We start from the raw sequence: 21,483 nt of genomic DNA on the forward strand, positions 1-21,483 counted from the left end.
GGTGCGACGACGAGCTGGCCCCCGAGATCGTCTCGGAGGGTCACCAGCGCGCCCCTTCGGGTGGCGGCAAACGTGGTTGCGCAAAGCCTGCCTTGTTCCACGTCCACGGCCCCGATCGGCAACGGATTGTCCACCGCTGTGGCGAATCTGAACCTCCTCGATGACAGGTTCGCCGACCGCAGCCGCTGAGCTGACATCGTGGGGTCAATCCCGATTCGCGAGGCTAGGTGAGCCACCAGGGAGTGCGTCACCGATCGAAGGACCTGCCACGCGGCCTTCGGAGACCCCGCAGGATCGGACCAAAGACTCCCGATTGACGATCACCCCCTGAAAGCGCGGAAGCTCCCGTCGAGCACCTCGCGGTGGCCGACGGTCCGCCCGGTCACCTGCGCCGGGTCCACCAGCGCCAGCCGGACGACAGCCTCAGCGAACTCCGCCTCGGAGCCGGTCTCGTCGAAATCAGTTCGGTAGTAGGATAATCCGGGCGTCATCATCGGTAGCGACGGTGACAGCGCATTGACCGAGATGTTGCTGCGCTGCAGCTCATAGGCCGCCGACGAGGTGAGGTGTTCCAGTGCCGCTTTCGAGGCGCCGTACCCGGGCAGGACGCCACCGGAGAAGTCACTGAACGGCCCGGAACCCGGGATCCGGGAGGCCACCGAGCTGATGTTGACGATCGCGCCACCGCCCGCGGTGATCATGTCCGGCACCACCAACTGCATCAGCTGGTAAGAGGCAAACACCGCGATCTCGAAGTGCCTGCGAAACGCCGGCAGCGGCGTCCCGACAAACGGTGGCCAGTCCGACTGAGCCGCTGCGGTCTTGGGCTTCGGCGACGTCACCGCGCCGGGGCGCCCCGGCGCGGTGAACGCGGCGTTGTTCACCAGCAGGGTGATCGGCCCGAACGCCGAGCGGGCCTGGTGCACCAACCTTGGGATGTCGTCGCCGTCCAGCAGGTCGGCACGGATGGCGACCGCACGACCGCCCGCCGCTTCGATCTGGGCAACGGTATCGCAGATGGTGCCGGGAAGCCGTTCATCCCAGACCTGTTCGGTGCGCGCCACCACAGCTACCGCAGCGCCCTCTGCGGCCAATGCCAAGGCCGTCGCACGACCCAGACCGCGGCTGGCCCCGGTCACGATGGCCACGCCGCCGTCGAGGCGCGCCCCCATCAACGCTCCTTCTTCACACCGTGCACCACCAAGGCCGCGGTCTGTGCCACCCAGGTGTCATCGAGGTCCCCGCCGGGGTCGAGTATCAGGCGGATCAACGTGGTGCCGCCGATCACCTCGACTAGGCGGTCGGGGTCGATGTCGGCGTGCACCTCACCGCGTTCGACGGCGTCGGCCAGGCGTTGGCGGATCACACCGAAGACATCACCGAACCGGGCCATCACCCTGGCACTGAGGTCGGCGTCGGTGGCCATGTCGGCGATCAACCCGGGCAACGCGGCCCGCACCACCGGGGAGGTGAAGACGTCGCGGGCCGCGGCAATCATCGCGTGGATATCGGCGGCGATGTCGCCGGCAGGCATCTGCAGCGCGGTGGGTGCTGCGGGAAACGCCGCCTCGTGCACGATCTCGGCTTTGCTCGACCACCGCCGGTAGAGCGCGGTTTTGGTGGTACCCGCGCGGTCGGCGATGGCGGCCATTGTGATGTTCGAGTAACCGATTTCGACAAGCAGGTCCGCCGTCGCCGCGAGTATGGCAGCGTCAATGCGCGGGTCGCGGGGACGTCCGGCACCCGGAGGCTTGTCTTCGGGGTACGGGTCTGCTTTCATAACGCTACCCACCGTATCGTATTAGTCTCGCGGAGGATTTAATGGCCACAGAACCGGCCGTCGAAGATGTCGGCCGACTGCAGCGTTCCAGCCGGGATGTCACCACCCTGCCGAAGGTGCTCGCGGACTGGCTGTCCACCGTGATGCCCGGCGGGATCACCCCGGACATCACGGTCGAAAGCGGCATCGACTCCAACGGGATGTCCTCGGAAACCATCGTGCTCACGGGGCGGTGGATCCAAGGCAACAACCCCGTCGAGCAGAAGTGGGTGGCCCGGGTGGCGCCCACCAGTGCCGACGTACCGGTCTTCTCCTCCTATCGCCTGGACCATCAGTTCGAAGTGATGCGACTGGCCGGCGAGCTCACCGACGTCCCGGTTCCCACCATGCGCTGGCTGGAGAACACCGGTTCGGTGCTGGGCACGCCGTTCTTCCTGATGGACCACGTGGACGGCATCGTCCCGCCCGACGTGATGCCCTACACCTTCGGCGGGAACTGGTTCTTCGACGCCGCACGCGAACAACAACGCGAACTGCAGGACGCCACCGTCGAGATCCTCGCACAGTTGCATTCAATTCCTCACGCCGCCAACACTTTCGACTTCCTCGTCCAGGCCGACCCACCGGGATCCACCGCCTTGCGCAGGCGTTTCGGCTGGCTCAGGGAATGGTACGACTTCTCGGTGCCGGACATCGGCAACTCACCGCTGGTAGAGCGGGCCCTGACGTGGCTCGAGGACAACTTCCCCGAGGACGTGGCAGCCGGCGAACCCGTGCTGGTGTGGGGCGACTCCCGCATAGGCAATGTGTTGTACCGCGACTTCCGCCCCGCCGCGGTACTCGACTGGGAGATGGCGGCCGTCGGGCCCCGCGAGCTCGACGTGGCATGGATGATATTCGCGCACATGGTCTTTCAGGAGCTCTGCGGCCTCGCCGGCCTTCCCGGTCTGCCTGGGGTGATGCGCGAGGACGACGTCCGCGCCACCTATCGTGAGCTCACCGGACTCGAACTCGGTGACCTGCAGTGGTTCTACACCTACTCGGCGGTGGTGTGGGCATGTGTGTTCATGCGCACCGGCGCACGCCGCGTGCACTTCGGTGAGATCGACAAGCCCCACGACGTCGAATCGCTGTTCTACCATACCTCCCTGCTCAAACGGCTGATCGGAGAAGACAACTGATGCTCGGCCCTATGGATGAGTTTCCGGTCCACCAACTTCCCCAACCCATCGCGTGGCCGGGGTCCAGCGATCGCAACTTCTACGACCGGTCCTACTTCAACGCCCATGACCGCACCGGCGACATCTTCGTCATCACCGGCATCGGGTACTACCCCAACCTGGGCGTCAAGGACGCCTTCTTCCTGGTCTCCCGCCGCGGAGGCGGCGCATTCGGCGGAAGTGGGGACACGCAAACCGCGGTGCACCTCTCCGATGCGATCGACGCTGACCGGCTCAACCAACACGTCGGCAACTACCGCGTCGAGGTCGACGAACCACTGCACAAGCTGCGCATCGTGCTCGATGAAACCGAAGGGGTGGCCGCAGACCTCACCTGGGACGGTCTGTTCGACGTGGTCCAGGAACAGCGCCACATTCTCCGGGCGGGCACTCGCGTGACCCTGGATGCCCAGCGTTTCGCGCAGGTGGGCGCCTGGAGCGGCACCATCAACATCGATGGTGAGGACATCACCGTCGACCCGGCCCGCTGGATCGGCACCAGAGACCGGTCCTGGGGCATCCGACCCATCGGTGAGGCCGAACCCGCGGGCAGGCCCGCCGATCCGCCGTTCGAAGGCATGTGGTGGCTGTACGTGCCCGTGGCCTTCGACGACTTCGGCATCGTGATCATCATCCAGGAGGAACCCAGCGGCTTCCGCTCGCTCAACGACTGCACCCGCATCTGGAAAGACGGCCGGGTGGAACAACTCGGCTGGCCGCGGGTCAGGATTCACTATCGTTCCGGCACTCGCATTCCCACCGGTGCCACCATCGACGCCACCGCGGGCGACGGCTCCGCGGTGCGCTTCGAAGTGGAATCCAAACTGGCCGTGCCCATTCATGTCGGCGGCGGTTACGGTGGCGACACCGACTGGATCCACGGGGTGTGGAGGGGTGCGGAGTTCACCGAGCGTCTCACCTACGACATGACCGATCCCGCCATCGTTTCCCGCGCCGGCTTCGGTGTCATCGACCATGTCGGTCGCGCGGTGTGCCACGAAGCCGGGACGGAGCGACAGGGCTGGGGTCTGTTCGAGCACGGTGCGCTGGGCCGCCACGACCCCTCCGGCTTCGCCGACTGGCTGACCGTCGCCCCCTAGCGGGATTTCGGCGTGATTACGACCGCTGAGCGGTTGGAATCACGCCGAAATCCCTACAACTGGTCGACGATTTCCGACAGCACGTCCACTGGAATGGGGCCGGGCTGATACAGGCACACCGTGTCTGCCACGCCCGCAACACGTTTGCGGATGTGCTCGGCGATCTCGGCGGGCGTGCCGCACGCGGCGATGGTGTGCAACACCTGATCGTCGATCAGCCCGCCCATCTCCTGCCAGCGGCCCTGCTTGGACAGTGTGTGCAACTCCGGCTGTAGATCTCCCCAGCCGTGGATGTCGAGGACGGGCTTGTACGCCGGGGTGGACCCATAGAACGCCAGCAACCGCCGCGCCGCTGTGTGGTCCTCACCCGCAGAGACGATGATCTCCGGCACCACCGCGAAGTCGCCCACGCTGCGCCCGGCCGCGGCCAGGCCGTCCCGCACCGCGGGCATGGTGGCCTCGTGTAGGAACTTCGCCGAGCCGAACGGCATCACCAGCAATCCGTCGGCGTGCTCGGCGGTGGCCCTGGTCAGACGTGGCCCCAGCGCCCCGACGTAGATGGGCGGCGGCCCAAAGGGATTGGGCCCGGGGCTGAAGTTCGGCGTCATCAACGTGTGGCGGTAGAACTCCCCTTCGAACCGTAGCCGCTCCCCGGTGTTCCATGCGTCGAAGATGGCCCGCAGCGCCTTGATCAGGTCGACCATCCGGGCCACCGGACGGTCGAAATCAGCACCGAATCGCTTCTCGATCTGGGTGCGGATCTGCGTGCCGAGCCCCAAGGTGAATCGGCCCTGGCTCAGCAGCTGATGATCATTGGCCTGATGCGCCAGGTGAATGGGATTGCGCGGAAACGCAATCGCCACATTGGTCATCAGATCCAGACCTCCCACCGTCGATGCCAGGGTGAGGGGGGCGAAGACGTCGTTGGGGCCTTCGAACGTGAAAACCCCGGTGGCGCCAGCTTCTTTGAGTGCGTGTGACCGGGCGATCGCATCCGTGGGACCGAACAATGCCGTCTGGATCTTCACGGTCGCAGCTTATGCTGCTTGACTGGTATCCGTGCGTGATCGCGTCGACGTCGTGGTGGTGGGTGCAGGGTTCGCGGGTTTGACCGCGGCACGAGAGCTGGTCCGGTCCGGGCACGAGGTACTGGTGCTCGAGGGCCGCGACCGCGTGGGGGGTCGAACCGCACCCGGATCGGTGGCCGGGGTACCGGTGGACCTTGGCGCGGCATTCGTCGGACCCACCCAGGATGCCGTACTGACCTTGGCCGCCGAACTGGACTGTCCGACAACGCCGACGTACAACAGTGGCGCCAACCTGATCCGCTGGCGCGGTCGTGTGCGCACGTACAACAGCACCATCCCGGCACTGTCGATCGTCAGCCTGATGGACGTCGCCCGGATCCAGTGGCAGTTCGCGCAGCTGGTGCGCGCGGTGCCGCTGGCCCAGCCCTGGACGGCGCCGCGGGCGCAGTCACTCGACGACCAGTCACTGGCCGACTGGCTGGCCGCGGTCCGAGCGATGGAGAGCACCCGCGACCTGCTCGCGATCATGTCTCGGGTCACGTGGGGTTGTGAGCCCGCGGACGTGTCGCTGCTGCACGCCGTGCGCTATGTGAAGGCCGCCGGCGGCTTGGCCCGGATGCTCGACGTCCGCAACGGCGCACAGCAGGACCACTTCGCGGCCGGCACTCACGCCATCGCCGAACGGATGGCCGCCGACTTGGGTGAGCGGGTGCAGCTGTCAGCCACCGTCGACGCGGTGGAGTACACCGACACCGGGGTGAGCGTGGTGTCCACGGCGGGGACCGTGAGCGCACGGGCGCTGGTGGTCGCGGTTCCGCCGCAGCACCGCGGCCACATCACGTTCTCCCCCGCACTGCCCGCGGGCAGTGCCCAGCTACCCAGGGTGTGGCCGCAGGGCGCGTTGAGCAAGGCATTCGCGGCTTACGACACTCCGTTCTGGCGGGCAGACGGCCGATCGGGCCAAGCACTGTCCGACACGGGACCGGTGTTCATCACGTTCGACGTCAGCGCGTCCACCGGTCCGGGTGTGCTGCTGGGTTTCGTCGACTCCAGGGAGTTCGACGAGTGGGACGACGCGCAACGTCGGGACCGTGCCTTGGACTGCTTTGCCGAGCTGTTCGGCGAAGCCGCCCGCAGTCCCGTGGACTATGTGGATTTCCGGTGGGGATCCGAGCCGTTCTCGCCCGGCGGCCCTACCGCTGCGGTGCCGCCGGGATCCTGGACGACGGTGGGACGCTGGCTGCGTGAACCCGTCGGCCCCATCTTCTGGGCGGGTACCGAGACCGCCGACGAGTGGACCGGATTTCTCGACGGTGCCGTCCGATCCGGGTTGCGCGTCGCGGTGGAAGTCACCGCGATGCTCGGCTGAGTCGCAGTACAGTACCTTCGGGCTCGACACGCAGGGGCGGTCCGGGGAGGTTGAGAATGGGCAAGGTCTTCAAACGTGCTGTGACGCCGACGGTCATCGGAGGTATGGCGATGGCGACGGTGGCCGCGGTGGCCCTCACCACGACGGTGCCGCAGGTGGCGTCGCGGGAGAAGGTGGCGCTGACGGCGACCATCACCCCGGGCAGTGCCACCAACTGGAACGCCCAGGGCATCGATCGGTTCTACGGCATCGATTGGAACGCAACCTACGGCGACACCGCGATCGCCCCCTTCCGGCTGATCCAGTTCTGGCAGGGCGCCCAGAACATCCTCAGCGCGCTCGACGCCGCCCAGGGCGACGACGAACCCGACGTGGTGGTGAGCTCGGGCCGCGGGGCGGGCAACGCCAGCGCGGTCATCACCTGGCTGGCCCACACCGATCCCGACGGCGCCCGGCTGAACGACACGTTGTGGATCCTGGACAACAACGTCGACCGACCCAACGGGGGGTATGCCACCCGATACCCGTTCTTCGCGCTGGTGGGCGTCAATCCGATACCGGTGCCCAACGATCTCGAGGGCGTCCAGATCCTCGACGTCGGCTATCAGTACGCCTGGAATTCCAGTGCACCGACGTACATCTCGAATCTGCCCGCACTGCTGAACGCGATCATCGCCTACGCCTACCGGTATCAGCAACAGGACAAGCTGCCGATCCCGGAGGAGATCCTGCGCGCCGACGGCACGTTGGACCCCAACGCCTCCGGCTACTACATCGTGCGCACCGACGGCACCGTCGAACGGCACGATTTCGACGATCCCGAATCGAAGGTCACCACCGTCTACGTCACCTACGAGGTCAAGGGATTGCCGATGTTGCAGCCCATCCGCGACTTCGGCGGCGACTTCGGCAATGCCTTCGCCGACGTGGTGGAACCGGTCCTGACGGTGCTGGTCAATGCGTCCTACAAGGACAACAACCCATTGTCGGATCCCAGCGTGTACACGCCGATGCAGCTGTTCGCGCCGCCGAAAGTGTGGGCCACCGCCGCCCAGCAGCTTCCCGGCGCCATCGACGAAGGGCTGCAGAGGCTGCGGGAACACATGGGGGCCAAGCCCGCCGCGAAGAAACTTGAGCCCACCGCGGCCGTCGCAGAGGAGGCTCCGGATGAGGATGCCCTCGTCGCCGAGAACACCGAGAGCACTGAGAACACCGACGACGCCGCGGTGACCCAGACCCGCACTGTGTTGTCGTCCGGCAACCGCGGCGACGACGAGGACGCCGAGCCGCAGCTCGATACGGACGAGGAGACCGACGAGGACCTCACGGCCGACATCGAACCTGCCGGCGATGACGAGATCGTCTCCGATGACGGGCAATCCGTGGATGAGGACAAGGCTGCCGAACCGGACGAGAACGCCGAGAAGTCGACCGACGGGGTGAAGGACACCGACAAGTCGACCGACCCCGAGAAGGACAGCTCGTCCGGCAAGGCAGTGGAGTAGCCGACCTCCGGCGCTAGAGTGCCCGCAGGAAGCGCTCCTTGGGCGGGCACTGACGCCACGCGCTGATCTCGTCCATCAGATTGTCCGAGTCCGGCCGAATCCGGTTCTGCGCCAACTGCTCGCCCTGTTCCTTGGGCATGAGTTCGATGCGATTGGGGGTCTTCCAGAGCTCGACGGTCTGCACCACCCAGAACGCCGCGAACTCACCGATGAGCAGCGCTTCGATGACCAGGACGGCATGCTGCCATCCCGTCCAGAAGCGGATGAGCACCAGCACCACCACCAGGGTCACGCACATGAGACCGCCGATCGCAAAGTACAAGGCGGCGAACAACTTCGGACGCGGCGAGAGCTCGCTTGCCGGCGTCACAAGCGCGAGCACGGCGTTGACGAAGACGTTGACGATGATCGCGGCGAACATCAGGATCGCCGCCGTCATGTGAGCGTAGGAGTCGAAAAGATCCCGCAGGAACAGAAAACCGAACACCCCGGCTGCCATGATGGCCCAGAACGCCACCTGCACCACGGCGCCAACCAGCGACCGCGGCCCCCGGCTACCACGCCGCCGATACAGGATCAGCACTACGACCAGCGCAAGCATCAGTGCGACGATGACCGCCCCGATGTTGTTGGTGACTGCTCGATCCGATGGCCCCCACGGGCCGTCGGACGGGCAGCCCTGCACTTCGGCGTCGCTGGTGGGCACAAAAGCGACGCCGAACGCCAACACACCCGCGGTGTTCAGCAGCGCGTCCTCGGTATCGGTGCCCTTGTAGACGATGAGTTGCGCTCCGATGGAACACAACGCGGCGATGAAGACACTGTGGGCCGCGGTGTAGAAGTACGCGCTGATCGATGCCTGCCAGCATCCCGTGGACACCCGCTCCCCCACCACCGCGGCAGCCAGCATCACGACCGTGACGACCATCCCGCCGCGCAGGTATCGATAGGTGTCCAGCGCCAGATCGTAAGTGTGTTGGCGCACCACGGGTGAAGGAGACACCACCGGCGCTTCATCCGAAGAACCCATCGATCCCCCTGGGCGTCGACAAGCCGTTCCTCGGCAAGGATAGGAGCGCTGCGGCCCCCACGGGGAGTTTCAGCTCGATTGTTGCTCCGGCCGTCGCCGAAGCAACAATCGAAGCGAATCGACTAGCCGCTCAACGACGGTTCCTGCGTGCAGTTCTTGATGAGCAGGCGCAGTTCCTGGTTGACTTCGGCGGGCCGTTCCAGGATGGCGCAGTGCCCCCCGGGCAGCTCCACCAGGCCAACCAGGTTCGGGGCGTCGCGGGCGATGCGGCGTGACGAGTCGATGGGCAGCAGCCGGTCACGTTCACTGCCGATCACCAGCGTGGGCACCGTCAGGCCGTGCAACCGGATGTGGCGCTTCTCCATCGAATCGATGAGGGCGCGGGCGCAACCGGCGCGGCCTGCCGGTGGCGTGGACGCGTACAGGTCATAGACCAGATCGGCGACATCGGGAGCGGCGTCGCGACCCACCGCCAGTGCTGCCACGAATCGCTTGCTCGGTCGTTCTGCCGCCCGCAGCACGGGCATCCCGCCGAAGGTGCGTATGATGCCCGACCCCACGGCCACTCGGCTGCGGGCCAGCCGCGGCGCCACCGCCAGCAGTTTCACCTGGCGGACGATTTCACCGGTGGTGGTGTTGATCAGTGCCACCGCATCGGCGCGCTGCGCGACTTTGTGGGGATAACGCTCGGCCCACGAGGCGATGGCGATGCCACCCATCGAATGCCCGGCGATGACGGCGCGTTCGCCCGGTGCCAGCGTGGCCTCCAGCACCGCGTCCAGGTCGGAAGCCAGATGGTTGAGGCTGTAGTGGCCGCGCGGAGGAACGCCGCTGCGGCCGTGACCACGGTGGTCGAACGCGATCACCCGGTAGTCGCGGGCCAGATCGTTGATCTGCTCATGCCACACGCTGATGGCGCAGGTGATGCCGTGTGCCAGGACGATGGGGTAGCCATCGCGGGGTCCGAAGACCTCGGTGTGCAGCCGGGTGCCGTCGGCCCCGCGAACGATGGCGGGCCGGCCGGGCGGCAGGTGAACTTGCCGTGCGGGGTTCGCTGTCATCAATCGACCTCTCGCGACGATGCCACGGACGTCTTTGCCCGCGACGTGTGCCGAGTTTACTAGACGGCTGTCAAATTGCGCCGATTCGTCGGAGGGGTCGACGCTGCAATACTGAGGTGTGTCTGCAATCGAATACTCCGCGTCCATCGACGTCAACCGCGATGCCGACGAGCTCTACGCCCTGATCGCCGACGTGACCCGGATGGGCCAGTGGAGTCCGATCTGCCGTGCGTGCTGGTGGGATGAGGGTGCAGGCCCGCAGGTCGGCGCGTGGTTCACCGGCCGCAACCAGACCCCGCAGCGCACCTGGGAGACACGCAGCCAGGTGGTGGTGGCAGATCCGGGACGAGAGTTCGCCTGGGAGGTCAACAACGGATGGGTGCGCTGGGGTTTTGTCATGACGCCGATCGACGGCGGTACCCGCCTGACCGAGGAGTGGACCTTCCTGCCCAAGGGCCTGGCCGGGTTCCAGGAGCGATACGGCGATCAGGCCGACGCACAGATCGCCGAGCGCACCGAGGCTGCCCATCGTGGGATTCCGGAGACGCTGGCGGCGATCAAGCGCACTGCCGAAACCCAGTGAGGCCTGCGGTCGTGGGGGTACGACCGCAGGCCTCGTGGGGGAAGTGTTACGCCTGGCCTAGCGTGACCTCGGTGGTCTGCGCGGCTCCGGAATCATCCAGATAGGTCAGCGACACCGTGTCACCGGGCGCCTTGGACCGCACCGCGGCGATCAGGGACTCCGGGCCGTCGATCACCCGGTTGTCGAGCTTGGTGATCACCGACCCGCTGGGCAGGCCGGCTGCAGCGGCCGGGCTGCCCGCTTCGACCTGGGCGACGGCCGCCCCGGTGGCGCTGGGGTTGTCGCCCAACTGCACGCCCAGCGAACCGTGGGTGGCGGTGCCTGTCGAGACCAGTTCATCGGCGATCCGCTTGGCCTGGTCCACCGGAATGGCGAAGCCCAGCCCGATGGAGCCGCTCTGCGCCTGGGCAGAACCCTCGCCGCCGCCCATGGTGGCGATGGCCGAGTTCACCCCGATCAGTTCACCGTTCATGTTGACCAGCGCGCCGCCGGAGTTGCCGGGGTTGATGGCGGCGTCGGTCTGGATCGCGTCGAGTACCGAGAGCTGTTCATCAGGACCTCCGCCCGCGGTGACCGGCCGGTCCAGGGCGCTGATGATGCCAGTGGTGACGGTGCCCTGAAGTCCGAGCGGCGATCCGATGGCCACGACGTCCTGCCCGACTTTCACATCGGCCGACGAACCCATGGCAATGGGTGTCAAGCCAGAAACCCCTTGCGCGCGAATCACAGCCAGGTCTCCGGCAGGGTCGGTGCCGACGACGCTGAACGGAGCCGTCCGACCATCGGAGAAGGTCACCGTCTGGGTGACGCCCCCGGTGGATGCTTGCTGCGCCCCACCCTCGCCAGGCAGACCGGCCACGACGTGGTTGTTGGTCAGGATGAGGCCGTCCGGCGAGAGCACAATGCCGGAGCCTTCACCGCCCTGGCGACCCATGCGGATCTCGATCTTGACCACGCTGGGCATCACCTTGGCAGCCACCTGCTCGACGGAGCCGGGTGGCAGATCTGCTGCCACCGGCTGGCTGGGAGCGGCGGCGATGGCGGCCTGCATGTCGGCCGAGTGATCGGTCTCGGTGGTGACGGCCGCTGCCGCACCCACCCCTGCGCTCACGACGGCCACCGCCAAGGCGCCCACCAGCAAGGTGCCGCGGCCCTTCTTCGAACGCCGGTGACGTCGAGTCGAGGGCGCCGAAAATGGCTGCGTTCCAGCGTGATACGGACCTTGCGCGGGTCCGGGGTACGACGCGGTGGGCTGCTGTGCATAGCGCCAGTCATAGGCCGAATCCGGGTAGTACTGTGCCGCAGAATGACTCGGGTCCTGACGGGGGTCAGGCCGGTTCGTGGGATACCGCGACGGGTTAGTCATCGTGTTCGTTCTCTTTCTCAAACGCCATAGAGCACAGTTGCTTAAGGACAAGATGCCCGTTGTCGCTGAGACAGTACTGAGAGTGGGCTCTGCGAAGTCCGAGACTTTTCCGCTGTCGGTGAAATGTTTTCCCAGGGTGCCGTGCGGGCTACGCCAGCCACCCCGTAGATCCGCTCCACAGGCGCGCGCCGGCGAACCGACCCGAGTCTTCGAGCGAAGCATGGAGCTAAATGTGGACAGTCCACAGCCGGTGTCATATATTCACACTCACGCCTCCACAACGAGGCGACAAGTCGGATAAACGGAGAAGTTTCTGTGAATTTTCCACAGATGGCTCGGGCGTGACGGTGGACCTGAAGCGTCGTCGGGATCAGATCGAACAGCGCGTGCGCGCGGACCGTGAGGTCGGATACGCCGAATTGGCGCTCGAGTTCGACGTCTCCGAGATGACGATCCGGCGCGATGTCGAGGCCCTCGAGTCACTCGGCGTCGTCCGCCGGGTGGTCGGTGGCGCAATTGCCATGCAGGGCAAAGATACTGAACCATCCTTTGCGACCCGGGTGGCTGACGCCGCTCAGGAGAAGAACCACATCGCCGATGTGGTGGCCGACCTGATCAGCCCCAGCGAGACCGTGATTCTCGACTCCGGCAGCACCGCACTCGCGGTCGCCCACTCACTCAAGGGGCGCGATCTCGGATTGACTGTCGTGACCCCCAGCGTCCTGGTGGCGCTGGCACTTGTCGACGAGCCCCAGACCACCGTCGTTCTCACCGGCGGCGAACTGCGCTCCGGTGAGCTGAGCCTCATCGGCCCCAGCACCGAGCAGACACTGGCGAACTACAACTGCGACACCTACATCATGGGAGTCGCAGGCATCGACGGCGAGCGCGGGATCTCGGACTACCACCAGGCCGAGAGCCAGGTGAAGCGGGCCGCCAGCCGTCGCGCCGACCGCGTCATCGTCGCCGCCGACCGCAGCAAGCTCGGCCGGGTGACCTTCGTCAGCATCGCCGCGCTGTCCCAAGTGCAGACCATCGTCACCGACGGCGCCCCCGACCATCCCACCCTGGTAGCCGCCCGCGACGCGGGCGTGGAAGTCATCTGCGTCGAAGGAGAGCTACTGTGACGCGCTACACCATCGGGATCGACATCGGTACCACGGGCACCAAGACGGTGCTGCTGGACACCACCTCCGGCATCGTCGCAACCGCAACACGCGAGACCGCATTGCACTCTCCCGCACCGGGTTTCGCCGAGGCGGATACCGCACAGTGGTACCGCAACGCGGTCGAGTCGATCAGGGAGGTGTTGACCGCCAGCGGAGTCTCCCCCGGTTCGGTCGGCGCGGTGGCCACCTCCGGCATGGTGCCCGCGGTGATCCCGGTGGACGCTGCCGGAAAACCGCTGCGATACGCCATCCTCCAAAACGATGCACGTGCCCACATCGAGGTCGGCGTCCTGGCTGACGCCCTCGCGGACGTCGACCTGGTGACCTTGACCGGATCGGCACTCACCCAGCAGTCGGTGGCGCCGACGCTGACCTGGCTACGGGAGCACGAGCCCGAGGTATACGCGAACGCGACCCACTGGGTCGGCTCCTATGACTGGGTGCTGACCGCACTCGGGGCCCCCGTCCACGTCGAGCAGAACTGGGCATTGGAATCCGGACTGTTCAGCGTCGACGGTGACATCGCCGACGTGCTGTTCAACGCCGCCGAACTCGACCCCGCGACGGTGGCACCGGTGCACCGGCCCGGTACCAAAGTCGGCGAACTCAGCCGCGCAGCCGCCGAGGAGACGGGACTGGTGCCCGGCACCGCTCTGGTGGTCGGCGGGGCCGACCACGTGCTGTCCGCCTATGCCGCCGGCGTCAACAATCCGGGCGATGCACTGGTGAAACTCGGTGGTGCAGGCGATATCCTGGTGGCAAGCAACACCAAGGTGGCCGACAAGCGGCTCTATCTCGACGCCCACCCCGTACCGGGACGCTGGCTTCCCAATGGCTGTATGGCGACCAGCGGCAGCCTCATCCGATGGTTCCAGAGCCTGATCGGTGGAGCCGCCCTGACCGATCTCGACGACGAGGCCGCCGATCGCGCCCCCGCCGAGATCCTCTGCCTTCCCTACTTTTTGGGTGAGAAGAGCCCCATCCACGATCCGGACCTGCGCGGTGTATTCGCCGGGATGCACCTGGGGCACACCAGAGCCGATCTCTACCGCTCGGTGCTCGAGGCCATCGCATTTGGATTCCGGCACCATGTGGACGTTTTCGGTGACATCGGCATTCCGTTCACTCGGGTGATGATCACCAACGGCGGCTCGAAATCCACCCTGTGGAAGCAAATTCACGCCGACGTGCTCGGTCACGAGATGCTGCCGGTGTGGGGACACCCCGGCGCCTCCCTGGGCGCGGCGGTGATCGCCGCCATCGGCGTCGGCGATCTCGACGACTGGTCGGACGCAGCCCGATTCATCGCCCTGGAAGCCCCGTTCGTCCCTGACCCCGCCCGGCGCGACGCCTACGACGCCGCCTATGCCACCTGGCAAGAACTCAGTACCGCCATGACCCCGATATCACACGCAGTCGCCCGCACCACCCGGTAAGAAGAAGTGAAAGGAACAGTGCTCTAATGAGATTCGCTCAAAATCCCACTCGGGGGCGTCGCACGCGCTCCGCACTTGTTGCGCTGGGAGCCGTCGCCGCCCTGACCCTGAGTGCCTGTGCCGGTTCCGGTGGACCCGAACAGGCCGAGGCCACCGGCACCGGTGAGGTGTCCGCGGACGTCTCGGGCACCGTCCGCATCCTGATGGAGAACGTGCCCGACACCGACATCGTGCAGTCGATGGTGGCCGACTTCAACGCCGACTACCCCGATGTCGACATCAACATCGAGACCCTGACCTACGACCAGATGCGCGACAAGCTGGTGTCGTCCTTCCAGTCATCGGCTCCCACCTACGACCTGATCGTGGTGGACAACCCCTGGATGGTCGACTTCGCCAACGCCAATTTCCTGCAGCCGCTGGACGCCCGCATCGACAGCACGCCGGATTACGACGCCGGGGACTTCTTCACGCCGCTGACGGACATCACGACCGTCGACGGAACCCGATTCGCCGTCCCGTTCTACAACTACGCGCTCGGATACCTCTACAACACCGATGACCTCGCGGCGGCCAACCAGCAGGTGCCGACCAACCTCGACGAGCTCGTCGCCACCAGCAAGGCCCTCAAGACCGCCGACCGCGCCGGTATCGCCATGCAGCCACAGCGCGGCTACAAGATCTTCGAGGAATGGGGCAACTGGCTGTTCGCGGCCGGCGGCTCGATCTACGACGCCGACGGCAAGGTCACGCTCAACACCCCCGAGGCCAAACGCGCACTCGAGGCCTACATCGACACCTACACCAATGCCGCTCCGGCCAACAGCTTGAACTGGAGCATGGACGAGGCCCAGCGGTCGGTGTCGGCCAATCAGTCCGCGTCGATGATCAACTACAACTGGCAGCTGCCAGCCCTCAACGAACCCGGCTCAGGCCCGGCCGCGGGCAAGATCAAGCTCGCCACCATCCCCGGCGGCAAGCAAGTTCTCGGCTCCTGGAGCTGGGCCATCCCCACCAATTCAGCAGCCTCGGACGCCGCGTGGGCATTCGCATCCTGGATCACCAGCAAGCCCCACGACGTGGCACGGGTCGAAAAGGGTGGAGCGGCCATCCGGCAGAGCACCCTGCAGGATCCGGCCGTGCTCGAAGGGCAGTTCGGCGCCGAGTACTACCAGACCGTCGAGAAGCTGCTGGCCAACTCCGCTCCGCTGAGCCAGGGGCCCAGTGGCGAGGAGATGATCCAGGCCGTCGGCACCGAGCTCAACGAAGCCGTCGCGGGCACCAAGAGCGTCGATGACGCCCTGGCCGCCGCACAGGCCGAAGCCGAGAGGATCCAGGGCTAAGTCCCTGGCTCTGCCCTCCCTCCCCGGGCTCGTTCCTCGCCCGGCTCGTCGACAGGACTCACCCACCAGTCCTGCCCTCCCTCCCCGGGCTCGTTCCTCGCCCGGCTCGTCGACAGGACTCACCCACCAGTCCTGCCCTCCCTCCCCGGGCTCGTTCCTCGCCCGGCTCGTCGACAGGACTAACCACATGAAACCGACCACCCCGCGAAAGGAGCCCGACCTACCGTGACATCCCCTCTGAAATTCCAGCACGGTATGGTCGCCCCCCTCATCGCTCTTTTTGTCGGGGTGGTCGGTTTCCCCCTCGGGTACGCCGCATACCTCAGCGTCACCGACTACAAGCTCACCGACCGGGGCGCCCCGGCCATCATCGGCGCCGACAACTTCGTCGCGACCTTCGGGGACAGTGGGTTCTGGAATGCCTTCGGTACCACCGCGGTCTACGTCGTGGTGGCCGTCGGCCTCGAACTCGTCATCGGTCTGGCTCTGGCCCTGTCACTCCAGAAGCAGAAGTGGGCAAAGGATCTCACCCGCTCCATGCTGCTGGCACCCATGTTCATCACTCCGATAGCGGTCGGGCTGACGTTCCGGTTCCTGCTCAACGACCAGTTGGGCGCCATCCCGGCGATGCTCGACACCATCGGCATCTCCTATGACTTCTTCGGTCCCGGTCGGGCACTGTTCACCCTGGCATTCATCGACGTGTGGCAGTGGACACCGTTCATGGTGCTGCTCCTGCTGGCCGGCCTCGAGTCCATTCCGAAGGAACCACTCGATGCCGCTCGCCTAGACGGCGCCAGCGGTTTCTACGTACTGCGGCGGGTGACCCTGCCCCTGTTGGCCCCGGTGCTGGTGGTGGCGATACTGCTGCGCAGCCTCGATGCGATGAAGACGTTCGAGTACGTCTTCGCCACCACCCGAGGTGGCCCAGGCACCGAAACCGAGACGCTGCAGTACTTCATCTACCAGACCGGCATCCAATTCTTCCGACTCGGATCCGCGTCGTCGATGGCATTCGTCGTGCTGATCCTGGTGCTGGCCGTCATCGTGTTCGCGTTCCGCCGCATGGAAAGGGCCAAAACGCGATGACTCGTTCGACTGTGGTCACCGTTCTGCGGGTGGGCCTGCTGTGGGCCGCGGGAATCTCGGTGCTGTTCCCCATCGTCTGGATCGCGCTGGCGAGCGTGAAAACGCCTCAGCAGCTCAATGATCCGTTCCTGTTCGCATTCACCCCGGATTTCAGCAGCTGGCAGAACGTGCTGACCTCGGGCATCTTGGGTGCCGCGGGTCGCAGCGCGTTGGTGGCGCTGGTCACCGTCGGTGTCAGCGTGGTGGTCGGCAGCATGGGCGCCTACGCCATCGCCCGGTACCGCGCCGGTGGCACCCTCACCCGGTTCGGCATGCTCGCCGCCCAGGTGCTGCCGCCCGCGGTGCTGGTGTTTCCGTTCCTCACCATGGCCTACGCATTACGGCTCACCGACACGCTGATCCCGGTGATCTTCGCGCACCTGAGTTTTGTTCTGCCCGTGGTCACCTGGTTCCTCATCGGCTTCTTCGAAGCGGTCCCCCGCTCGCTGGAGGAACAGGCCCAGGTCGACGGGTTCACCCGATTCGCCGCGTTCCGGCTGGTGGTCCTGCCTCAGGTTCTACCCGGCATCGGCGCTTCGGCGATCTTCGGTTTCACGCTGTCCTGGAACGACCTGTTCTACGGACTCATCTTGGCCCCCGGTAAATCGGCGATCCTCCCGGTGGCCATCGCAGGGTTCAACACATTCCGCGGAGTGCAGATCGGCTCGATGAGCGCGGCGATCCTCATCGCGGTAATTCCCGTTGTCATCGCGAGCTTCTTCATTCAGCGCAAGCTGGTGCAGGGCATCAGCGGCGGCGCGGTGAAATTCTAGTCGCAGATAGGATTTTCAGGCTCAATGGCTACCGTCCGTTTCTCCGGCGTCAACAAGGCGTACGGACCCACCTCTGTCGTCAGCGATCTCGATCTCGAGCTGCCCGACGGATCGTTCACCGTGCTCGTCGGCCCGTCCGGCTGTGGTAAGTCCACCTCGCTGCGGATGCTGGCCGGGCTGGAGACGGTCACCTCCGGCACCATCAGCATCGGCGACCGCGACGTCACACACCTGCAGCCTCGCGACCGCGATATCGCCATGGTGTTCCAGAACTACGCGTTGTACCCGCATCTGAGTGTGCAGGAGAACATCGCTTTCCCACTGCGGGCCATTAAGACTCCGCGCGCCCAGGCCTTGTCCCGCGCGACCGAGATCGGTGAATCACTGGGCTTGGGCAAGCTGATGAGCCGCAAACCCAAGGATCTCAGCGGTGGTCAGCAGCAGCGCGTCGCGATCGGCCGGGCCATCATCCGCGAACCCTCGGTGTTCCTGTTCGACGAGCCACTGTCGAACCTGGACGCCAAACTGCGTGTCGAGACCAGGACCGAGCTGCTGCAGATCCAGCGGCGACTCGGTATCACCTCGGTCTACGTCACGCACGACCAGGAAGAGGCGATGACGCTCTCCGATCGGATGGTCGTGATGCGTGACGGCCGGATCGCCCAGCAAGGCACTCCCCAGGAGGTGTACGCCCGGCCGGCCGACACCTTTGTCGCCTCCTTCGTCGGCAGTCCCAAGATGAACCTCATCAACAGCGACGTCGCACGCCGTCTGGGTCTGCTGCCTGCCGGGGCCGAAGCCGTCACCCTGGGAGTCCGGCCCGACGACCTGATCCCCACCGCCACCGACGGCGCCACCGCCCGGGTGATCCTGATCGAAGATCTCGGCCCTCGCGCCATTGTCACGATCGACGCCGGCGGCACCGAGCTGACCAGCGTCGTGGAGGCATCCCGTTTGTCGGGGATCTCCGAAGGCAGCCCGATCGACCTGGCCGCCAGGCCTGGCGCCACCCACCTTTTCGACACCCAGTCCGGCCAGCGGCTCGCAGGCTGAACACAACAAGATAGGAATCCAGCATCTGATGACCAACACAGTCGTAGTCACCGGCGCAGGCTCGGGCATCGGCCGTGCCATCGCGAACACTCTGGCGCAACGGAATTGGCGCGTCGTCGTCACCGACCTTGACGGTGACGCCGCCCGCGAGGTCGCCGCGGTCCTGCCCAATCCGGACGCCGGTCACGAGTCGGTACGGTTGGACGTCACCTCACCCGACAGCGCGGCCGCGGTGGCTGCCGATGTGGCCAACCGGTTGGGCCTCGACGCCTGGGTGAGCAATGCCGGTATCTCATTCATGCACCGCTTTCTCGACGCCCCCGTCGAGCGTTACCAGCAGACCATGGACGTCAACCTCAAAGGCGTGTTCGTCTGCGGTCAGGCCGCGGCGCGTGAGATGGTGCGCAATCGGGTTGCCGGAACCATCGTCAACACCGCCTCCATGGCAGGAAAACAGGGCCGGGTGCCGTTCCTGTCGGATTACGTCGCCTCCAAGTTCGGGGTTGTCGGCCTCACCCAGGCGATGGCCTACGAACTCGGCGAACACCGCATCACCGTCAACTGCGTCTGCCCGGGATACGTCGAAACACCCATGCAGTCAAGGGAATTGGAATGGGAAGCCGAACTTCGCGGGACCTCCACCGACGGCGTGCGCACCATGATGCTCGATGACACCCCACTGGGCCGGCTCGAGCAGCCCGAGGATGTGGCCCGCGCGGTGGCGTTCCTGCTATCCGACGACGCCCGATTCATCACGGGAGAAGCCCTGGCCGTCAACGGCGGCGCCTACATGGACTGACCCCTCAACGACCTCATTTCGCAGTTCAACAGTTAGAGAAAGGCACACAGTGACCACCACCTGGCTCGACGAGGTGTTCGGAGTTCGGAAACCCGTCATCGCCATGCTCCACCTGAACGCACTTCCGGGCGATCCCGGATATGACAGCAAGAGCGGCATCGCGGCCGTCGTCAACCGCGCCCGCACCGAACTCGACGCGCTGCAGAGTGGCGGTGTCGACGGCGTCATGATCAGCAACGAGTTCAGCCTGCCGTACCTGACCAAGACCGAGCCGATCACCGCCATCACGATGGCGCGCATCATCGGTGAACTGCTGCCCGAGATCTCGGTGCCCTACGGCGTCAACGTGCTGTGGGACGGTCGCGCCTCCATCGACCTGGCAGTGGCCACCGGTGCCCGGTTCGTCCGCGAGATCTTCACCGGGGTCTACGCCAGCGATTTCGGCTTCTGGAACACCAACGTCGGCGAGGTGGCCCGCCATCGTGCCCGCGTCGGCGGCTCCGACGTCAAGCTGCTGTTCAACATCGTGCCGGAGTCGGCCACGTACCTGGCCGAGCGCGACCTCGAATCCATCACCCGGACAACGGTTTTTGCGACCCTTCCCGACGCCATCTGCGTCTCCGGCGCCACCGCGGGCTCCCCGACCGACCTTGAGGCGCTGCAGGTGGTCAAGAACGCCGCGGGCGCCGTGCCGGTGTTCGTCAACACCGGTGTGCGTGCCGAGAACGTCGCACTGCAGCTCGGTATCGCCGACGGCGCGGTGGTAGGCACCTACTTCAAGGAGGGCGGCGTGTTCGAGAACCCAGCGGAGAAGTCGCGGGTGGAAGAACTGATGGGGGCCGCCAAGGCATTCCGCGCAACGCTGTAGCCCGCGCACATTTCCGGTTCAGCCGGCCGGGGTCGGAACCGTGACGTGAGCGGGCAGTCAATGCCGACGTGACGTCACGGTCCGGCCCCGACGCCGGGTTCAGCCCCAGCCGGCTGCCTCGCCGGCCACCACCGTCCGCATTCCGGTCAGGACTCGAACGCCGGAAGCAGAAACCGTGTCACCACAGCACGCTCCTTCTCGGTCCCGATGGGCGCGACCAGCAGCGAGAGGAACACCCGTACCGTCCACTGCGCAGCCTCGGTATCGTCGGAGCTCGATCCGGTGAGATCCCCGGCGTAGTCGGCCAGTAACGACGATCCGATCATCCAGGCAGATACGCCGGGGCGCGCGAGAGATTTGAGGAGCAGGTCCCCGACGAGATCGGCGCGCACTTCAGCCAGAGCGGTCAGTATCGCCTCTACCGCGCGCTCACCGCCGGTCAAACCGTCCACCCGGCGGCGAACTGAGGCCGCGATGCGCTCCGCCGCCGCCGCCAGCACTGCGTTGCGAATCTCTGTCTTGCCGCCGACGTGGCGGTAAATCGTTGCCCGCGAGCAATGGGCCTCGGCGGCCAGCGCATCAAGATCAAAATCATGCCAACCGCGCCGAGCGATCAAGACAGCTGCCGCGTCGAGAATGCGGGTGCGTGCCACGGAGTGTCGGTCTGTCCCGAACAGCCAGTCATCGCCTGACATTCGCGTCAATTCCTTTCCGGTCATGACTCATGTCTCACCGTGAGACGGCCGAGGCCCTCGCGATGTCGATTCGTGCACGTCGGGTCGCGCTTGTGAGACACCACCACCTCCACGCGGCTCGTCGAAGAGTTCGACTTCGACCATTTCGTTGACGATATCGCAACGCAGACAGCACAT

20 protein-coding genes are annotated in these 21,483 nt (G+C 65.9%); 13 read left to right on the forward strand and 7 right to left on the reverse strand.

Going from position 1 to position 21,483, the window contains the following annotated elements:
• Positions 1–320: 320 nt before the first annotated feature.
• Together BVC93_RS01370 and BVC93_RS01375 are read right to left on the reverse strand one after the other, a co-directional pair.
• Entirely contained in the window at positions 321–1,172 is an 852-nt protein-coding gene (locus BVC93_RS01370) for an SDR family NAD(P)-dependent oxidoreductase (protein ID WP_083735601.1), read from the reverse strand.
• Positions 1,172–1,780, reverse strand: coding sequence for a TetR/AcrR family transcriptional regulator (locus BVC93_RS01375; protein ID WP_083735602.1), 609 nt, complete (start codon positions 1,778–1,780; stop codon positions 1,172–1,174). Before BVC93_RS01375 ends, BVC93_RS01370 begins: the two co-directional genes overlap by 1 nt.
• Before the next feature lie 41 nt (positions 1,781–1,821).
• Here BVC93_RS01375 and BVC93_RS01380 point away from each other — a divergent pair, with 41 nt between their 5' ends.
• Entirely contained in the window at positions 1,822–2,961 is a 1,140-nt protein-coding gene (locus BVC93_RS01380) for a phosphotransferase family protein (RefSeq protein ID WP_083735603.1), read from the forward strand.
• Positions 2,961–4,100, forward strand: a complete 1,140-nt coding sequence (locus BVC93_RS01385; protein ID WP_083735604.1) for a hypothetical protein — start codon at positions 2,961–2,963, stop codon at positions 4,098–4,100. Before BVC93_RS01380 ends, BVC93_RS01385 begins: the two co-directional genes overlap by 1 nt.
• A 53-nt stretch (positions 4,101–4,153) precedes the next feature.
• Here BVC93_RS01385 and BVC93_RS01390 read toward each other — a convergent pair whose 3' ends face one another.
• Positions 4,154–5,128: a TIGR03617 family F420-dependent LLM class oxidoreductase gene (locus BVC93_RS01390; protein ID WP_083735605.1), complete on the reverse strand. Its 975-nt coding sequence runs from the start codon at positions 5,126–5,128 to the stop codon at positions 4,154–4,156.
• 31 nt (positions 5,129–5,159) lie between these two features.
• On the opposite strand from BVC93_RS01390, the gene BVC93_RS01395 reads away from it, so the two are divergent.
• Both BVC93_RS01395 and BVC93_RS01400 read left to right on the forward strand, forming a co-directional pair.
• The gene (locus tag BVC93_RS01395) at positions 5,160–6,497 is read left to right on the forward strand and encodes a flavin monoamine oxidase family protein (RefSeq protein ID WP_442929006.1); all 1,338 of its coding nucleotides are present in this window, start codon (positions 5,160–5,162) and stop codon (positions 6,495–6,497) included.
• Between the two features lie 56 nt (positions 6,498–6,553).
• Positions 6,554–8,002, forward strand: a complete 1,449-nt coding sequence (locus BVC93_RS01400; protein WP_083735607.1) for a PE-PPE domain-containing protein — start codon at positions 6,554–6,556, stop codon at positions 8,000–8,002.
• Positions 8,003–8,015: 13 nt separating this feature from the next.
• On the opposite strand, the gene BVC93_RS01405 is transcribed toward BVC93_RS01400, so the two are convergent.
• The gene (locus BVC93_RS01405) at positions 8,016–9,032 is read right to left on the reverse strand and encodes a hypothetical protein (protein ID WP_083735608.1); all 1,017 of its coding nucleotides are present in this window, start codon (positions 9,030–9,032) and stop codon (positions 8,016–8,018) included.
• 122 nt (positions 9,033–9,154) lie between these two features.
• Complete coding sequence (locus BVC93_RS01410) at positions 9,155–10,093, reverse strand: alpha/beta fold hydrolase (protein WP_157516724.1); 939 nt, start codon at positions 10,091–10,093, stop codon at positions 9,155–9,157.
• A 118-nt stretch (positions 10,094–10,211) separates the two neighbouring features.
• Here BVC93_RS01410 and BVC93_RS01415 point away from each other — a divergent pair, with 118 nt between their 5' ends.
• Positions 10,212–10,676, forward strand: coding sequence for an SRPBCC family protein (locus BVC93_RS01415; RefSeq protein WP_083740713.1), 465 nt, complete (start codon positions 10,212–10,214; stop codon positions 10,674–10,676).
• A 46-nt stretch (positions 10,677–10,722) separates the two neighbouring features.
• On the opposite strand, the gene BVC93_RS01420 is transcribed toward BVC93_RS01415, so the two are convergent.
• Positions 10,723–12,042 carry a S1C family serine protease gene (locus BVC93_RS01420; RefSeq protein ID WP_083735609.1) on the reverse strand — a complete coding sequence of 440 codons (1,320 nt, stop codon included), beginning with the start codon at positions 12,040–12,042 and terminating at the stop codon, positions 10,723–10,725.
• 341 nt (positions 12,043–12,383) lie between these two features.
• On the opposite strand from BVC93_RS01420, the gene BVC93_RS01425 reads away from it, so the two are divergent.
• The 8 genes from BVC93_RS01425 (at position 12,384) to BVC93_RS01460 (ending at position 20,611) form a co-directional block, all read left to right on the forward strand.
• Positions 12,384–13,169 (forward strand): DeoR/GlpR family DNA-binding transcription regulator, encoded by a 786-nt coding sequence (locus BVC93_RS01425; RefSeq protein WP_236950201.1) that lies wholly within the window; start codon positions 12,384–12,386, stop codon positions 13,167–13,169.
• Entirely contained in the window at positions 13,166–14,647 is a 1,482-nt protein-coding gene (locus BVC93_RS01430) for an FGGY-family carbohydrate kinase (RefSeq protein ID WP_083735611.1), read from the forward strand. The genes BVC93_RS01425 and BVC93_RS01430 overlap by 4 nt, the downstream gene beginning before the upstream one ends.
• A 26-nt stretch (positions 14,648–14,673) precedes the next feature.
• Positions 14,674–15,990, forward strand: a complete 1,317-nt coding sequence (locus tag BVC93_RS01435) for an ABC transporter substrate-binding protein (protein ID WP_083735612.1) — start codon at positions 14,674–14,676, stop codon at positions 15,988–15,990.
• A 237-nt stretch (positions 15,991–16,227) separates the two neighbouring features.
• A complete protein-coding gene (locus BVC93_RS01440) occupies positions 16,228–17,079 on the forward strand; it encodes a carbohydrate ABC transporter permease (protein WP_083740714.1) in 852 nt (283 codons plus the stop codon).
• The gene (locus tag BVC93_RS01445; protein WP_083735613.1) at positions 17,076–17,891 is read left to right on the forward strand and encodes a carbohydrate ABC transporter permease; all 816 of its coding nucleotides are present in this window, start codon (positions 17,076–17,078) and stop codon (positions 17,889–17,891) included. Before BVC93_RS01440 ends, BVC93_RS01445 begins: the two co-directional genes overlap by 4 nt.
• A gap of 24 nt (positions 17,892–17,915) precedes the next feature.
• A complete protein-coding gene (locus tag BVC93_RS01450) occupies positions 17,916–18,944 on the forward strand; it encodes an ABC transporter ATP-binding protein (RefSeq protein ID WP_083735614.1) in 1,029 nt (342 codons plus the stop codon).
• A 28-nt stretch (positions 18,945–18,972) separates the two neighbouring features.
• Positions 18,973–19,743 carry an SDR family NAD(P)-dependent oxidoreductase gene (locus BVC93_RS01455; RefSeq protein ID WP_083735615.1) on the forward strand — a complete coding sequence of 257 codons (771 nt, stop codon included), beginning with the start codon at positions 18,973–18,975 and terminating at the stop codon, positions 19,741–19,743.
• Positions 19,744–19,792: 49 nt separating this feature from the next.
• The gene (locus BVC93_RS01460) at positions 19,793–20,611 is read left to right on the forward strand and encodes a BtpA/SgcQ family protein (RefSeq protein ID WP_083735616.1); all 819 of its coding nucleotides are present in this window, start codon (positions 19,793–19,795) and stop codon (positions 20,609–20,611) included.
• A gap of 146 nt (positions 20,612–20,757) precedes the next feature.
• Here the strand turns inward: BVC93_RS01460 and BVC93_RS01465 are convergent, their stop codons facing one another.
• On the reverse strand, positions 20,758–21,330 hold the full coding sequence (locus BVC93_RS01465; protein WP_236950202.1) for a TetR/AcrR family transcriptional regulator: 573 nt from the start codon (positions 21,328–21,330) through the stop codon (positions 20,758–20,760).
• Between the last annotated feature and the right edge of the window lie 153 nt (positions 21,331–21,483).

This window comes from Mycobacterium sp. MS1601 (genome assembly GCF_001984215.1).
Lineage (GTDB): Bacteria > Actinomycetota > Actinomycetes > Mycobacteriales > Mycobacteriaceae > Mycobacterium.

Coding starts and splice junctions, on each gene's coding strand:
- BVC93_RS01370 (WP_083735601.1), bottom strand. CDS start 1,172: ATGGGGGCGCGCCTCGACGGCGGCGTGGCCATCGTGACCGGGGCCAGC.
- BVC93_RS01375 (WP_083735602.1), bottom strand. CDS start 1,780: ATGAAAGCAGACCCGTACCCCGAAGACAAGCCTCCGGGTGCCGGACGT.
- BVC93_RS01380 (WP_083735603.1), top strand. CDS start 1,822: ATGGCCACAGAACCGGCCGTCGAAGATGTCGGCCGACTGCAGCGTTCC.
- BVC93_RS01385 (WP_083735604.1), top strand. CDS start 2,961: ATGCTCGGCCCTATGGATGAGTTTCCGGTCCACCAACTTCCCCAACCC.
- BVC93_RS01400 (WP_083735607.1), top strand. CDS start 6,554: ATGGGCAAGGTCTTCAAACGTGCTGTGACGCCGACGGTCATCGGAGGT.
- BVC93_RS01405 (WP_083735608.1), bottom strand. CDS start 9,032: ATGGGTTCTTCGGATGAAGCGCCGGTGGTGTCTCCTTCACCCGTGGTG.
- BVC93_RS01410 (WP_157516724.1), bottom strand. CDS start 10,093: ATGACAGCGAACCCCGCACGGCAAGTTCACCTGCCGCCCGGCCGGCCC.
- BVC93_RS01420 (WP_083735609.1), bottom strand. CDS start 12,042: ATGACTAACCCGTCGCGGTATCCCACGAACCGGCCTGACCCCCGTCAG.
- BVC93_RS01435 (WP_083735612.1), top strand. CDS start 14,674: ATGAGATTCGCTCAAAATCCCACTCGGGGGCGTCGCACGCGCTCCGCA.
- BVC93_RS01445 (WP_083735613.1), top strand. CDS start 17,076: ATGACTCGTTCGACTGTGGTCACCGTTCTGCGGGTGGGCCTGCTGTGG.
- BVC93_RS01450 (WP_083735614.1), top strand. CDS start 17,916: ATGGCTACCGTCCGTTTCTCCGGCGTCAACAAGGCGTACGGACCCACC.
- BVC93_RS01455 (WP_083735615.1), top strand. CDS start 18,973: ATGACCAACACAGTCGTAGTCACCGGCGCAGGCTCGGGCATCGGCCGT.
- BVC93_RS01465 (WP_236950202.1), bottom strand. CDS start 21,330: ATGACCGGAAAGGAATTGACGCGAATGTCAGGCGATGACTGGCTGTTC.